This is a genomic window from Proteus sp. STS61-E (assembly GCF_040932335.1).
GTDB classification, from domain to species: Bacteria; Pseudomonadota; Gammaproteobacteria; order Enterobacterales; family Enterobacteriaceae; genus Proteus; species Proteus mirabilis_B.
This window is the reverse complement of record NZ_JBFQGE010000002.1, coordinates 301,222-316,412: the sequence shown is the minus strand read 5'-3', so window position 1 is coordinate 316,412 and position 15,191 is coordinate 301,222. Positions and strand designations below refer to the sequence as shown.

Genomic DNA, 15,191 nt, shown 5'->3' with positions numbered 1-15,191 from the left:
CATCAAAGAAAAGCAGTGGCACTAATTCAGACTCCGAGTTAGAAAGAAAGTTCGCTGACTAATGAAAATAAATAGAATTTTTTTTTAAAAAGAAAGGAAAGATAAAGAAAATATGAGGGATAAAAAAAGAGAAAGCGCTAAAACATATTGATAAATAAACTGTTTTAGCGCTTTTGAATTAGTTGTAGATGCCTAAGTTTTCTTTAGCATAAGCTTCAAAATCTGTGCAACCACCAATGTGTTTTTCATCAATAAAAATTTGTGGCACAGTTTCAACTTCTTTTCCGACAGTTTTAGATAAATCAGCTTTTGTAATTCCTTCAGCTTGAATATCTACATAGCGGAAATCGAAATCGTCACGTTTTTCAGATAAAGTTTCAGCCAGTTGTTTCGCACGAACACAATATGGGCAACCAGGGCGACCAAAAATGACAACAAACATACGACACTCCTTATTGAGGAAATAAAATTCAGGCATAATAGTTTCTATTGGTTGTTACTATGCCCTTTTATTAGGCTAAACAAAAACAGTTATTGCCTTTTAGTGTGATAAATTATACCAATTTGCCGAATAATGAGATAGGACTGTGACACAGCATTTAGCGGAGAAATAATGGAAAAGCCTTCAAATCGAGATATGAAATCACTGTCGGATATGCCAAAACCCATTATCATCATTGAGATAATCGGTATTATTTTATTAGTGGTTGCTTATCTTTATATCAATCAATATATGACCTCTCCGCAGTGGCTAGGAACATATACAGGACAATTAACGCTAGTTGTTTTGGGCGTTATCTGCATGATCCCGCCTGCTATCCATATTGTATGGCGTGCTATTTATCGATTAACTTTTTTAGGGATTGATCATAAATCCACAAAGAGTAAAAAGAAAAACGAGAATAACGAAGAATAGTTGACTGTTTTTTCTCAAAAATGCATTAGAAACTAAGAAAAACCAATATGTAAATTGGCTTAATTTTCTTAGTTTTTCTATTTATTAGTGCCTTCAAGATAGAAAAAGTGGCAAAATAGCATCAATGCCAACAGGCACTCTTTTTTTTGCGCGTAAAGGTTATTTGAATGAACGCTGTTGTGACTACCGATCTGGAGCAGCTAAAGTCTTGGCTTGATGAACTACAGATTGCTTACTATGAATGTGACTCTTGTCAGGCGTTACATTTACCGCATCTTCAATATATCAGTGGTATTTTTGATGCCAAAATTGATATTCTTGAAGATGTACTTGTATTTACCGCTATCGCTGAGCTAAAGCCGTCAGCAATAGTGCCATTAATGGCAAATCTAAGCCAAATTAATGCAAGCTCTTTATTTATTAAAACATTTCTAGAAATTAGTGATGAGAATTTACCAAAATTAGTTTTCTGCCAATCATTCCCGGTTGCAGCTGGTATTTCACTGAATCAATTCGACCTGTTCTTACAAAAAGCAGAAGAGCAATCTGCTGAAGTCGTTAGCGAAATTTTTAATAACGGTTTCTTGTATGGTGAAAAACAAGAAAGTGAAAATGAAGAAGAAGATGAAGACGAAGATGTTGAGATAAATAGCGCATCAACCGACTCCTCCTATACTGTACATTAATATTAATCTCCATAACGGTCACAAAATCTTATGCAATGCGCACGATTTAGTGCGGGTGAATGTCATTCTTGTGAATGGCTTTCTCTTGCTTATCCTGAACAAATCAAGAAAAAACAGCACAGCTTATTAGCATTACTTCCAGAAGATTATGCTTTTGATAAATTAGCGCCTGTTGAAAGCGAACAAGCGCAGTTTCGTAATAAAGCAAAAATGGTAGTCAGCGGGAGTGTTGAAAGACCCGTCTTGGGCTTAAAAACCAAAGAAGGTGTTGCTGTCGATTTATGCGAATGTCCACTGTATCCAGTTTCTTTTGCACCCGTGTTTTCTATTTTGAAAACATTTATTGCAAAAGCAGGGCTAGTACCTTACGACATCGAACGCCGTCGTGGTGAACTCAAGTTTATCTTATTAACTGAGAGCCGAAGTAATAACACCATGATGTTGCGCTTTGTTTTGCGTTCAGAAAAAAAACTAGAACAACTTCGTAAAGCACTTCCTTGGTTACAAGAACAGTTGCCTCAATTAGCGGTTATCTCCGTTAATATTCAACCTGTGCATATGGCTATTTTGGAAGGTGACCAAGAAATTATTCTGACAGAAAAAACGTTCTTGGATGAATCATTTAACCAAATTCCATTACATATTCGCCCTAGAGGTTTTTTTCAAACTAATCCAGCGGTGGCTTCATCACTTTATGCCACAGCAGGTCGTTGGGTAAGAGAATTAAAAATCACGCATTTATGGGATATGTTTTGTGGATCAGGGGGTTTTGGGTTGCATTGTGCAGACAAACTAACCCAATTAACAGGTATTGAAATTAGTCCTGAAGCTATTGAATGTGCACGATTATCAGCTCAGGAATTAGGGTTAGAGCATGTCGAGTTTCAAGCATTAGATTCAACAGGTTATGCATTAGCTAAAGGATCTGTTCCTGAATTAGTGCTTGTTAATCCACCAAGGCGAGGTATTGGTGAAGCATTGTGCGGTTATCTCAATAAAATGAAACCTCGCTTTATCCTTTACTCAAGTTGTAATGCTCAAACGATGGCAAAAGATATTCAGCAACTTTCTCATTATCGAATAGATAGAGTGCAGTTGTTTGATATGTTTCCTCATACTTCTCACTATGAAGTCCTTACGTTATTGGTATTACAAGACAGCTAAGATATTTATTACAAAATAGTGATTGAGTGTTAGTATAAATCAGCATTTAACGCTCGATGGATAACATCGGGCGTTTTCTTTTTTATTAGATGGGCATTCTATTTTATGCAGAATTTAAAAGCGTTGTTATTAGTGATGGTGTTATTGGGGCCTTTGGGAATCGATCTCTATTTACCGACGATACCTACAATTGCTCAAGATTTAGGAAGTAGCGTATCCCTTATTCAATCTACTATCGCTTTATTTATTCTAGTCCTAGGTGTAGGGCAACTTATATCGGGGCCTTTGGTGGATAAGTTCGGTCGTAAACCAATCGCTATCGCTGGGATACTTATCTATATTGTGGGTTCTGTCATTGCAACCATTTCGACAGATTCAACGCTTTTTATTATTTCACGATTATTACAAGCTTCAGCGGTGTGCTGTACTTCTGTTGTAGCTTTTACCTGCGTTCGTGACTGTTTTAATGGTAATGAAGCCGCCCGCGTTTTCGGTTTTTTAAATGGCACGTTAAATATTATTCCTGCATTAGCGCCACTATTAGGTGGATTATTGGCTGAATATTGGGGATGGCGTGCACCTTTTGGGTTCTTGATTTTCTATTCAGTGCTTGTATTAATCTTGATCACTCGTTTTTTACCAGAAACAAAGCCTGAAAATACAGCTCAATCAAAACAAAAATTAGGTAAAACATACCTTGAGATTTTATGTAGTAAACGTTTTTTAACTTTTGCATTAGTGAATGCGGGCACTATGGGAATGGCATTAACCTATGTGTCATTTGCCCCAATTGTATTAATGAATGATGCAAAATTATCAGCGCTGATTTTTTCTATTGTTTTTGGTGTAAATGGTTTTTGGATAATGTTTGTCAGTTTTTATGCAAACCGTGTTATTCACCGTGTTGGTAGACCTATTTGTTTGATCTTAGGAAGCGGGTTAATGGGGTTAGGCTGTGTGAGTTTGTTAGGTAGCTTGATATTTATCCCTGCTGAAATACAAAATCATTGGCTGATTTATATGCTGCCTGTGGCAAGTGCTTGCGCGGGTCTTGCTTTTATTATGGGACCAGCGACAAGTTATGCTCTTGAGCCTTATTCACAAACAGCAGGTATTGCCTCTGCATTAGTGGGTTTTATTCAAATGGCGGGTGGTGCAGCCTTTGGTTTAACGGCACTGGCTTCACCAGTACAACCTAAATTAGCGTTAGCTATTGTGATGTTACTGGGTAGTTTATTAGCGTTAAATGCTTATCGAGTGAGCTATAAAGAATCATTAATAGAAAAACAGGCTACACAAGAATAGAACATGTATTTGTTGTTTATTCAAACATAAAAAACACCCCAGAGCGAAAACTACTGGGGTGTTTTTTTATTGATAGCTTGGCTTGCTCGTTTGGCTTGCTTGTTTTGCTTGCTTGTTTTTAATTACGATGCTCAAACTCTAAGGCTTTCTTCTCAATTAATCGCATTAAGAGTGTCAGTATTCCGTTGATACACAGATAAATAATACCTGCTGCAACAAAAACCATCACATCATAGCTTTGACCAAAGACTTGTCGGCTATAACCTGTTAATTCAAGTAAGGTGATAGTACTGGCAAGTGAGGTACTTTTGAATATCAAAACTACTTCGTTTGAATATGATGAAAGCGCACGCTTAAATGCGTAAGGTAATATCACTCTTGCTGTTTGTACTGGTGACATTCCTAATGCTTGGCAAGATTGCCATTGTCCAGAAGGGATCGCCCTTACAGCACCATAGAAAAGTAAGGTTGAATAAGCTGCACTATTTAATGCTAATGTGACCATTGCACAGAACCACGGCGTTGATAATAACTCCCACATTGTTGGGAAATTTTTCAACACAGGAAATTGCCCTGGACCATAATAGATTAAGAAGAACTGCACCAATAAAGGCGTACCCGTAAATAAGGTAATATAGGCTTTGACTATTTGGCTAATGACAGGTGTTTTGAGTGCCAAAACAAAAGTCATTAAAACCGAAAGTGTAAATGCAACCAATAGAGCCACGACTGTTAAAGACAGGCTTGTTGGTAATCCCGGTAAAATATCAACAATATAATCCCACATTATGAGGCACTCCGTTCAAATCGAGTCGTTCTCATTTCTAACCATTTCAGGATATATTGACTGACCAAAGTAATTGCCAAATAAATCAATGCAACAATGCTATACCAAGTAAAAGGCTCTTGAGTTCGGTTAGCGATACTTTGTGTTTGTAACATTAAATCATTAACACTGATTAATGAGACTAAAGCGGTATCTTTTAATAGAACTAACCATTGATTACCTAAACCCGGTAAAGCATGACGCCACATTTGAGGCATGATAAAGCGGAAGAAAATAGTAATACGACCCATGCCTAATGCTTGGCCGGCTTCCCATTGTCCTGTTGGTACTGCTTTTAATGCGCCACGTAAAGTTTGTGAAGCATAAGATGCATAAAGAAGTGAAAGGGCGATAACACCGCAATAGAAAGGTAATGATTCAGTATCACCAAAATCAACTTGTAAGGTGAAAGCACCGAGATCAATTCCATCCATTAGCATCATGACACCTTGTAGGGTGCCATAATAGACAAAAAGAACCACCAGCATTTCTGGTAGTCCTCTAATTAGTGTTACCCAGCATGTTCCTAAGAAAGCAAAGGCTTTCCATCTCGCGGATTCCCAAGCTGTAAACAGCATGGCTAGAACTAATCCGATGATAAGAGCAGAAATAGCAAGTGAGACCGTTGTAACGGCCGCACCTGCTAGAGTTGTTATTTCATTCATTTATTAAGCTATTATTGTTATTCAAACCATTTTTTATAAATGACATCATAGGTGCCATCAGCTTTTACTTCAGCTAATGCTTTGTTTAATTTATCTTGTAAATCAGCATTACCTTTTCTTACCGCGATCGCAAGACCTGTACCAAAGTAGTTAGGATCTGCAACTTTGTCGCCTACAATACCTAATTCAGGATTCTTTTTCAGCCATTCATTAACAACAGCAGTATCACCAAAGATAGCTTCGATACGACCATTTTTAAGATCTAATACCGCATTTTGATAACTATCATAAGGAACAGTTTTCATCTCTTTGTGTTGTTCATTGATGAATTTCTGATGGGTTGTCCCATTTTGTACACCAATTTGTTTGCCTTTTAGGCTTGCTACATCAGAGATTTTACCCGTTACTGTGATAAATACTGCTGAGTTATCATAGTAAGAATCGGTGAAATCAACTTGTTTTTGACGTTCTGGCGTAATATCAATACCCGCCATTAACGCTTCAAAACGACGGAATTTCAGACTAGGAATTAAACTATCAAATGACTGATTGGTAAAGGTACAATCAGCATTAATTTTTGCACACATTGCATTGGCTAAATCAACATCAAATCCCACAATTTGATTATTCGCATCGATCATTTCAAATGGAGGATACGTTGCTTCAGTTGCAAAACGAATTGTCTCTTTCTCAGCCGCAGTTGCAGAAAGTGTAATACTGGTCAGAAGTGCTGCAAATAATATTTTTTTCATTGTCTGATCCTGATTTAGTGTGACAAGTAATTAGCAAAAGCTTCCGTTTGTGGAGCAGTGAAATGATAGTTATCACCTTGCTCTATAATACGGCCGTTTTCCATATATACAACTTTGCTCGCGGCTTTGCGTGCAATTTCAACTTCATGGGTCACAATGACTTGTGTAATACCCGTTTCAGATAGCTCTTTAATAATATCAACAACTTGAGCTGTAATTTCAGGATCTAATGCTGCTGTAGGTTCATCAAATAAGAGAACTTGAGGCTCCATCATTAATGCTCTTGCAATAGCAACACGTTGTTGTTGTCCTCCAGATAAATGCAGAGGAAAACGTCCTGCATAATCACTTAAACGTAAACGCTCAAGCAATTTCATCGCTTTTTCTTTGGCTTGTGGTTTTGATAAACCTAATACACGACAAGGCGCTTCAATTAAATTATCAAGAACCGTTAAATGTGGCCATAAATTGTATTGTTGAAATACCATGCCCACATTTTGGCGTAATGAACGAATTGCCTTTGCATTAGGCTGTTGGCTAAAGTCAAAATGTAGACCCGCAATTTCTAATTCGCCTGAACGTGGCATTTCTAATAAATTAAGAACTCTCATTAGTGAGCTCTTACCTGCACCACTTGGTCCTAATAGAACCATTGTTTCACCGGCAGAGCATTCTAGATTAATATCATAGAGTGCTTGGTGCGAACCGTAGAAACAATTTATATTTTTTAATTGAATACTCATGCGTTTTTTCTGAATAGTCATTAACTGGTTCAAATAATAAAACGGTAAGAATAATTATGCAACTAAAACTGCATAATAAAGTGGTTTTTTTACGTAAAAATGGGTAATTTGGCTATTTTTTTTCACCGCTAGGTGAATTTTTATCCAGTTTGTAAGCGTTAGTACTTATGGTTTTAGCCATACCTTTGAAAATAAATAAGTGCGCAGGCATCATGGCGAACCAATAAAGTAATCCACTAAAACCTGCTGGGTGCCACCAAGCGCGAACATCTATTGAGCGAAGATTGCCACTGTCGTGGATCGTGAAAGAGAGTCTGCCTAAACCGGGAGCTTTCATTCCAAATAATAGAGTAAGCTGTTTTTCAGGCTCTAGTTTGATTACTCGCCAGCCATCAATCATATCGCCAAGTTCTAACGTTTCTCTAGAAGGGCGTCCGTAAGTGACCTTATTTCCAGCAATATCATCCATAATGGCGCGAGTTTTCCATAGCGCATTGCCATAAAAATAGCCTTGCTTTCCGCCGATTTGTTGCACTGTATGCCAAAGTGATGCTGCGCTTGCCGGTGTAGATACTGTACAACCTGCATTTTTAGGGTAATAGCCATAACCGGGTTTCCAGCGACTACGAACAGCCGGAGAGTAACCCCAGTCTTGGTTATCTAAAGCGGCTTCTTCATCTGCGAGTGTTTCTTTTACCGCATCATCAAATTTAATGAGAGTCTGAGGAATAAGTTTGCGTAACGGCTCATCGTTGGCAGGGAGATCGTATTTAAGCCCTTGAATAAGCTCTTTAGCAATTGAGGTTGGTACAGAGGTTATCATACTGATAAAGCCCGCAGAAATAAGACTTCCCGGCATAGGTAGCGGGATCAGCACTCGCTTTTTACCTGAGATTTTAATAAAGCGCTCAAAAAGAGTTTGATAGCTAATGTATTCCGGACCACCAGCATCAAAAATACGATGTTGATGAGTGGGGTGATGAATAATTTCAGTTAAATAGTGAATTAAATTTGTGAGAGCAATAGGGGAGGATTTAGAACGAACCCAACGTGGTGGCGTAAGAATAGGAAGGTTATAAACCATATCACGCATAATCTCAAAGGCAGCAGAGCCGGGTCCTACAATCATTGAGGTGCGGATTTCAGTCACAGGAACAGCGCTGGTTCTTAACACTTCACCCGTAAGTTTTCGGGCAATAAGATGAGGTGAATATTGTTGATCTTCATGCTGTAAGGCACTTAAAAAGATAATTTGTTTAACATCGGTGCCTTCTAACGCTTCTACAACGTTAATTGCCGCTTTACGCTCTTGTTCAACTAAATTATGTGCATCACCCATGCTATGAACAAGGTAATAAACGATATCTGTATCATGCATTACTTTGTTTAAGGTTTCTGGATCATGTAAATCAACAAAGATACAGCGTGTATTTTCCCAACCTTGAGACATCATCCAGTCAACTCTACGGGCACCTGCGGTGACCTGATGACCTTGTTTTATCAGAGCTGGAATAAGATTTTGACCAATATGTCCACTTGCACCAAGTACTAATACACGCTGTTGATTCATTGTTAATCCATTGTAAAAAGAGAACGTTATCGCTCTATTGTTACTGATTTTTCTATGAAGTAAAGAACGCCATCAAGATTGGTGTGATTAAACTTAAAACGAATCCATGCACAATAGCTGCGGGAACGATGGATACACCGCCACTTCTTTGTAATACAGGTAAGGTAAAGTCCATGGATGTTGAACCACAAATCCCTAATGCCGTATTTCTATAACGATTGACAATGATAGGAATAAGCATGATTGCTGCTAATTCACGCATTAAATCATTGAAAAATGCAGTACTACCAATAACGGGGCCAAATGCATCGGTAAGTACAATACCCGATAATGAATACCAACCATAACCGGATGCAATGGCTAATCCCATTTTCATCGGTAATCCTAGTAAGTAAGCCGCTAATGCTCCTCCAGCAAGTGCGCTAACACCCATAACGACGGCAACAGTTGTTCCACGACGGTTGATAAGAATTTGCTTTGGGCTCATTCCGCTATTGCGTAATTGTAAACCGACTAACCAAAGTAAGAAGATAAGTGCGCCTTGGCTGGCATGAGAGGCATAGTGGAAAATTGACCAGCCTGTTAAACCGACAAAGAAACCTACAACAACAACACCGCATAATTGCAGTGATTCAAGTACCATTTTTATGCGTGAAGGGGGCTTGGACTGTTTATGGGCAGGGACATGCCAAGGATCTTTTTTATCCAGTAGCCATAAAAACAGTAAATTAGCGCCAAAGGTACATAAAAAGAAAACACTGGCATAAGAAAGAATTGAGACTAAGTTTTCACCAATATTATCTAGCATGGCTAAACTTACGCCCATTAGAAATAGGATAACGTAAACCATCGCGCTAAGTAGGCGGTTTGCCAGATGAAGTAATGGGCGATTGTTTAACTTAATCAAATACCCTACAAAAAGCGGAAGTAGGATAATCAATAACCCTGATAGCATTTCTATTCCTTACTGAGTGTGCTCAAATTATAAAATAAACTAATAACGTGAATCGGATTATAACATTTACTTATGATGTTGTGGATACAGAAATTAAGATAAATATAAAATATTTATTGAAGGTAACGAGCCTACCACGTTTAGGTGTAAGAGGCTTTAATTGATTGAAAAGCGAACAAAATGGGTATATATCGAATAGTTGAGTAAATTTTATTACGGCTATCTTGAACTATGATTTAATGAAAATATCCATTAAGTGAAATTATTAGCTGATTAAGCATAAAATGAAGATAGGAAGAATAAAATAAAACCATAGCTTAGTCGTAACTAACGAGGGAATTTATGTATTTAGAAAGAGTGGAAATAGTTGGATTCCGTGGACTTAATCGTCTCTCATTACCTCTTGATATGAATACAGTCTTAGTGGGTGAAAATGCGTGGGGTAAAAGCTCATTACTTGATGCGTTAACACTCAGTTTGGGTATTGAAACCTACCAATATGCATTTACACCTGATGATTTCCATCGTTTGCCGAATGAGCCGGAAGAAAATGGCAAAAAAAGCCTACAAATTATTTTAACGTTTACCGAGTCTCGCCCCGGACGTCATCGATCTTACCGTTTCCATAAAATAGCGCCTGTGTGGGTTGAAAATGGTGATGATCTTAAACATATTTATTACCGAATTAGCGCTGAATTAGATGAGCAGAAAAATGTAAAAACATTCCGCTATTTTCTTGATAAAGAAGGAAAGCAAATTCGCTTACCTAATGGACAAACTCAAGAAATTATTGCAGAGATTGTTAGGCTTTATCCGGTTCTTCGCTTACAAGATGCGCGTTTTGTTCGTGATCTTGCCTCTGACGTTATCGATTCTCATAATAATCCTCATCGAGAAGCGTTTAATAATAAAATGAGCGAGCTAACCAAAGCGTTAGTCAAAAATCCTGACGAGTTGTCAGATGATGATTTACGTGAAGGTCTTGATGCAATGCAACAACTGCTAGGGCACTATTTTGCCGATCACGGTTCGTTGCTGTTTAAATCTCGCTCTCGTCATCGAAAAGTCAATGAGCCTCATGTACGTGGCTGGCATGCCTTAGAAAATATTAATAAAGTGTTGGCAAAACCCAATCAGAGAAGTATTCGATTAATTATCTTGGGAATGTTTTCTTCTATCTTGCAGTCTCGTGGTAGTGTCGCGCTTGATCCTTATGCAAGACCTATCGTGATTGTTGAAAACCCAGAAACACGTTTGCATCCTATTATGCTTTCGGTGGCTTGGGGATTACTCAATCTTTTCTCATTACAACGGATCACAACCACAAACTCGGGAGAGTTACTGTCACTTGCTCCATTAGAGAGTGTTTGCCGTTTAGTGCGTGATACCGATAAAGTTGCCGCTTATCGCGTTGGGGATCAGCAACTGCATTCTGATGAAGAGCGACGTATCTCTTTTCATATTCGTTATAACCGACCCTCTGCACTTTTTGCTCGTTGCTGGTTATTGGTTGAAGGTGAAACGGAAATTTGGCTAATGAACGAGTTGGCAAGGCAATGTAATTATTTCTTTGAAGCTGAAGGAATAAAAGTCATTGAGTTTGCTCAATGTGGACTTAAGCCATTATTAAAGTACGCAACCTATATGGGCATAGAATGGCATACCTTAGTGGATGGTGATGAAGCGGGTAAAAAATATGCCGCAACCGTTAAAGATTTTGCATCAAAAAGTAATGATGCAGAGCGTGATAGATTAACAAAGCTTCCAGCCTTAGATATGGAACATTTTTTATATAAAGAAGGCTTTCGCAATGTATATCATGATGTTGCAGGTGTGCCAGATAATGAAAAATGGCCAACTCGACGCGTGATCATTAAAGCTATTCAACGTTCATCCAAGCCTGATCTAGCACTAACGGTGGCTAACAATGCGGCTCAACGAGGAGTAGACTCCATCCCTTCCATACTGAAAAGTATGTTTTCTCGTGTGGCATGGCTTGCAAGAGGTAAAGCGAATTAATTCGCAACACTTGTATAAGCAAGATAAATCCACGAGACCTACACTTATTTTATTTAGCTATGAGAATAAAACCTCATGGCTAATGCTTTGTATGATTTATTGCATCTTTATGTTTAAGAAGGAAATTTTATGGCTTTTTTATCTTTAAAAAAGCGAGGGAAAGTTCTCACCCTTATTTTAATTATTGTAGCAATTGCTACGTACTTTTTTTTGCCAAAAGAGAAAGCGCCAATATATCAAACTCAGCAGATCACAAGAGGTGATCTGTCAAAAGAAGTCACTGCAACGGGTAAGCTTGATGCTGTGCGTAAAGTTGATGTGGGTGCGCAGGTCAGTGGTCAGTTACAAACTTTGTTTGTGAAAGAGGGCGATGTGGTTAAAAAGGGGGATTTACTCGCCATTATTGATCCTAAGAAAGCGCAAAACGAAGTCACTGAATCGCAGGAAACCAATAATGAGCTTAAAGCCAATCTTCAACAAGCACAGGCGGAATTGCGCTTAGCTCAATTAACTTATCAACGCCAATTAAAGCTCATTGGAACTCATGCGATTGCACAAGATGAACTTGATCGTACTAAAACTGATGTTGAAGTAAAAAAAGCACGCATCATCACTTATCAAGCACAAATTAAAAAGAACCAAGCTACGCTAGATACGGCGAGAACCAACCTGCAATATACGCGGATAACCGCACCTATGGATGGGGTTGTCACTTTTATTAAAACCCTTGAAGGCCAAACGGTAATTGCCGCGCAAGAAGCACCGACTATTTTAACGTTAGCTGATTTAGATACGATGCTGGTAAAAGCAGAAGTATCAGAAGCTGATGTCATTTATTTAAAGCCTGAGCTTAGTGCCTCTTTTACGGTTTTAGGTGCGCCAGATAAAGCGTTCAGCGGTAAGTTGAAAGATATCCTACCTACCCCCGAAAAGATTAATGACGCTATTTTTTACTATGCCCGTTTTGAAGTACCTAATGAACAGCATTTACTACGTTTACAAATGACAGCACAAGTTAAAATTCTTATCGAAAATAAGAAAGATGTGCTTCTCGTTCCGCTTTCTGTATTAGGCGATGATGCAGGAATTAATGAATATTATGTTGATGTATTAGTTAATGGTCAGCCAGAAAAACGCACAGTAAAAATAGGTATGCGTACTGATGTTTATGCAGAAGTTCTCAGCGGATTAAAAGAAAACGATGAGGTTATTCTGGGTGAAACTTCAGGAGACGCATGATGCCTGCATTATTAGAGCTCAATGAGGTTAGCCGTTTATATACCAATGGTGAAGAAGAAACTGTTGTTCTCAATAAAGTCTCATTAACAATTAATGCTGGCGAAATGGTGGCGATTATAGGGGCTTCAGGCTCCGGTAAATCGACTTTAATGAATATTTTAGGCTGCTTAGATAAACCAAGTAGTGGTGAATATAAAGTTGCTGGTCAAAGTGTTGCGAAAATGGAAAGCGACCAACTTGCTGCATTACGCCGTGAGCATTTTGGTTTTATCTTCCAGCGCTACCATTTAATGTCGCATTTAACTGCAGAGCAGAATGTTGAAATTCCTGCGATTTACGCAGATAAAAATGCTACCCAAAGAAAAGAGAGGGCACGCGAATTATTAGCACGCTTAGGATTAGGTGATCGTGTTGATTATCGTCCTAATCAGCTCTCTGGTGGTCAGCAACAGCGTGTAAGTATCGCTAGAGCATTAATGAATGGCGGTGAAGTCATTCTTGCTGATGAGCCAACAGGTGCATTGGATAGCCATTCTGGCAAAGAAGTTATGTCTATTCTTAAGCAACTCAATGAGCAAGGGCATACGGTGATTATCGTAACCCATGATCCTTTAATTGCGGCACAGGCTGAACGAATTATAGAGATAAAAGACGGTAAAATTATTAATGATAATTGCCATCAAACAACGGCAAATAAAGTTAAAAAAGAGACAACAACCGTCTTAGCTTCTTCTTATTTGGGGCAAATATTTGGGCGTTTTACACAAGCATTAGATATGGCTTGGCGTGCAATGGTGGTGAACAAAGTACGCACTTTGCTAACGATGCTTGGCATTATTATTGGTATTGCCTCTGTCGTTACGATTATTGTGATTGGTGATGCAGCTAAAAGCATGGTGTTGGCGGATATAAAAGCGATTGGCTCTAATACTATTGATATCTATCCCGGGAAAGATTTTGGGAGTGATTCACCAGAAGATAGACAAGCATTGACGCTGCAAGATGTCTTCGCTTTAAAGCAGCAGTCATATGTACAAGCTGTTACACCACAAGTTCAATTTAGTACTCGATTACGTCGTGGAAACCAAGATTCACCAGCATCTGTTGCGGGAGTTAGTGACGATTATTTCACAGTGTATGCCATGAAGTTTTCGCAAGGTCGCTCGTTTACATCTGATATGATCCAACGCCAAGCTCAAGTTGTTGTTATTGATGAAAATACGCGTCAGCGGTTCTTTCCTACCAAAAAAGAGGTTATTGGTGAACAAATCATTATTCGCAATATTCCCTCTACGATTGTTGGTGTCATTGCTGAGAAAAAATCGGCTTTTGGTAATGGTCAATCTCTCAAAGTATGGGTGCCTTACAGTACACTAAATAGCCGCATTTTAAATCGAAGCTATCTTGATAGTATTACAGTAAGAGCAACTGAAGGTTATGACGCCAGTGTTGCAGAACAACAAATTATCCGTTTATTAACGATTAGGCACGGTAAAAAAGATATTTTTACTTATAACCTTGATAGCTTTATTAAGGCAGCCGAAAGTACCACTCAAACCATGCAACTGTTTCTCACTTTAGTGGCCGTTATTTCATTAGTGGTAGGTGGGATTGGTGTAATGAATATTATGCTGGTTTCAGTAACAGAAAGAACGAGAGAAATTGGTATTAGAATGGCGGTTGGTGCCAGAGCGAGTGATGTGATGCAGCAATTCCTTATAGAGTCGGTATTAGTTTGTTTAGTCGGCGGATTATTGGGAATTGGTCTTTCATTTGGTATTGCTATGGTAGCAAGTATTATGTTGCCTGATTGGCATTTTGTATTCCAGCCTATCGCATTAGTGAGTGCTTTTATTTGTTCGACTGCCATTGGGGTTATTTTTGGATTTTTACCAGCAAGAAGTGCGGCAAAAATGAATCCAATAGATGCCCTAGCGAGAGAATAATCCAAACTATAAGATAAAAGCCCTTAGAATATAAAGGGCTTTTATTTGAATGAATTAGGCATTCTATTTAACTAAAAATACCCAACTATTGAGAGTAAAAGGTATTTTTATCGGGTTTATCTATACTGTAAATTATCTTCTATTCAATGATAGGAATGATAAGGTCAGCATGATCACCTTTAGGCCCTTTTATCGTGCTATAATTAACTTTCTGCCCCGCTTTAAGTGTGCGGTAACCTTCCATTCTGATTGTTGAATAGTGGGCAAAAATATCATCGCCACCTTTTGCAGGGGTAATAAAACCAAAGCCCTTAGCATTATTGAACCACTTTACTGTACCTGTCTCCATACTTAGCTTCTCTCATATACTTGTATTTATTTGTTTAACATCACTTTCAGTATATT

The 15,191-nt window shown here is 38.4% G+C and carries 15 protein-coding genes; 7 read left to right on the top strand and 8 right to left on the bottom strand.

What is annotated here, in order from left to right; translation table 11 throughout:
* Positions 1 to 178 precede the first annotated feature (178 nt).
* Positions 179 to 442: a GrxA family glutaredoxin gene (locus tag AB4J89_RS07265; protein ID WP_088493321.1), complete on the bottom strand. Its 264-nt coding sequence runs from the start codon at positions 440 to 442 to the stop codon at positions 179 to 181.
* Positions 443 to 613: 171 nt separating this feature from the next.
* Between AB4J89_RS07265 and AB4J89_RS07260 the strand changes: the two genes are divergently transcribed.
* The 4 genes from AB4J89_RS07260 to AB4J89_RS07245 all read left to right on the top strand — a co-directional run bounded on the left by AB4J89_RS07260 (position 614) and on the right by AB4J89_RS07245 (position 4,071).
* Complete coding sequence (locus tag AB4J89_RS07260) at positions 614 to 916, top strand: YbjC family protein (RefSeq protein ID WP_088493320.1); 303 nt, start codon at positions 614 to 616, stop codon at positions 914 to 916.
* 167 nt (positions 917 to 1,083) lie between these two features.
* Positions 1,084 to 1,602 (top strand): YbjN domain-containing protein, encoded by a 519-nt coding sequence (locus AB4J89_RS07255; RefSeq protein ID WP_368468741.1) that lies wholly within the window; start codon positions 1,084 to 1,086, stop codon positions 1,600 to 1,602.
* 30 nt (positions 1,603 to 1,632) lie between these two features.
* Entirely contained in the window at positions 1,633 to 2,766 is a 1,134-nt protein-coding gene (gene rlmC / locus AB4J89_RS07250; protein ID WP_368468739.1) for a 23S rRNA (uracil(747)-C(5))-methyltransferase RlmC, read from the top strand.
* Between the two features lie 105 nt (positions 2,767 to 2,871).
* Positions 2,872 to 4,071: a multidrug effflux MFS transporter gene (locus AB4J89_RS07245; RefSeq protein WP_088493317.1), complete on the top strand. Its 1,200-nt coding sequence runs from the start codon at positions 2,872 to 2,874 to the stop codon at positions 4,069 to 4,071.
* 118 nt (positions 4,072 to 4,189) lie between these two features.
* Here AB4J89_RS07245 and artM read toward each other — a convergent pair whose 3' ends face one another.
* The 6 genes from artM to AB4J89_RS07215 all read right to left on the bottom strand — a co-directional run bounded on the left by artM (position 4,190) and on the right by AB4J89_RS07215 (position 9,582).
* Complete coding sequence (artM, locus tag AB4J89_RS07240; protein WP_075672481.1) at positions 4,190 to 4,858, bottom strand: arginine ABC transporter permease ArtM; 669 nt, start codon at positions 4,856 to 4,858, stop codon at positions 4,190 to 4,192.
* The gene (gene artQ, locus AB4J89_RS07235; protein ID WP_088493316.1) at positions 4,858 to 5,562 is read right to left on the bottom strand and encodes an arginine ABC transporter permease ArtQ; all 705 of its coding nucleotides are present in this window, start codon (positions 5,560 to 5,562) and stop codon (positions 4,858 to 4,860) included. Before artQ ends, artM begins: the two co-directional genes overlap by 1 nt.
* 17 nt (positions 5,563 to 5,579) lie before the next feature.
* Positions 5,580 to 6,314, bottom strand: a complete 735-nt coding sequence (gene artJ / locus AB4J89_RS07230; protein WP_023581291.1) for an arginine ABC transporter substrate-binding protein — start codon at positions 6,312 to 6,314, stop codon at positions 5,580 to 5,582.
* A gap of 14 nt (positions 6,315 to 6,328) precedes the next feature.
* The gene (gene artP / locus AB4J89_RS07225) at positions 6,329 to 7,057 is read right to left on the bottom strand and encodes an arginine ABC transporter ATP-binding protein ArtP (RefSeq protein WP_088493315.1); all 729 of its coding nucleotides are present in this window, start codon (positions 7,055 to 7,057) and stop codon (positions 6,329 to 6,331) included.
* 112 nt (positions 7,058 to 7,169) lie between these two features.
* A complete protein-coding gene (locus AB4J89_RS07220) occupies positions 7,170 to 8,627 on the bottom strand; it encodes a DUF2867 domain-containing protein (protein WP_368468735.1) in 1,458 nt (485 codons plus the stop codon).
* Positions 8,628 to 8,679: 52 nt separating this feature from the next.
* Positions 8,680 to 9,582 (bottom strand): lysine exporter LysO family protein, encoded by a 903-nt coding sequence (locus AB4J89_RS07215; protein ID WP_075672475.1) that lies wholly within the window; start codon positions 9,580 to 9,582, stop codon positions 8,680 to 8,682.
* Between the two features lie 342 nt (positions 9,583 to 9,924).
* Between AB4J89_RS07215 and AB4J89_RS07210 the strand changes: the two genes are divergently transcribed.
* The 3 genes from AB4J89_RS07210 to macB all read left to right on the top strand — a co-directional run bounded on the left by AB4J89_RS07210 (position 9,925) and on the right by macB (position 14,786).
* Entirely contained in the window at positions 9,925 to 11,601 is a 1,677-nt protein-coding gene (locus AB4J89_RS07210) for an ATP-dependent endonuclease (RefSeq protein ID WP_088493313.1), read from the top strand.
* 129 nt (positions 11,602 to 11,730) lie between these two features.
* Complete coding sequence (gene macA, locus AB4J89_RS07205; RefSeq protein ID WP_102949391.1) at positions 11,731 to 12,840, top strand: macrolide transporter subunit MacA; 1,110 nt, start codon at positions 11,731 to 11,733, stop codon at positions 12,838 to 12,840.
* The gene (gene macB / locus AB4J89_RS07200; protein ID WP_088493312.1) at positions 12,840 to 14,786 is read left to right on the top strand and encodes a macrolide ABC transporter ATP-binding protein/permease MacB; all 1,947 of its coding nucleotides are present in this window, start codon (positions 12,840 to 12,842) and stop codon (positions 14,784 to 14,786) included. The genes macA and macB overlap by 1 nt, the downstream gene beginning before the upstream one ends.
* Before the next feature lie 139 nt (positions 14,787 to 14,925).
* Here macB and cspD read toward each other — a convergent pair whose 3' ends face one another.
* Entirely contained in the window at positions 14,926 to 15,135 is a 210-nt protein-coding gene (cspD, locus tag AB4J89_RS07195) for a cold shock domain-containing protein CspD (protein WP_023581298.1), read from the bottom strand.
* Between the last annotated feature and the right edge of the window lie 56 nt (positions 15,136 to 15,191).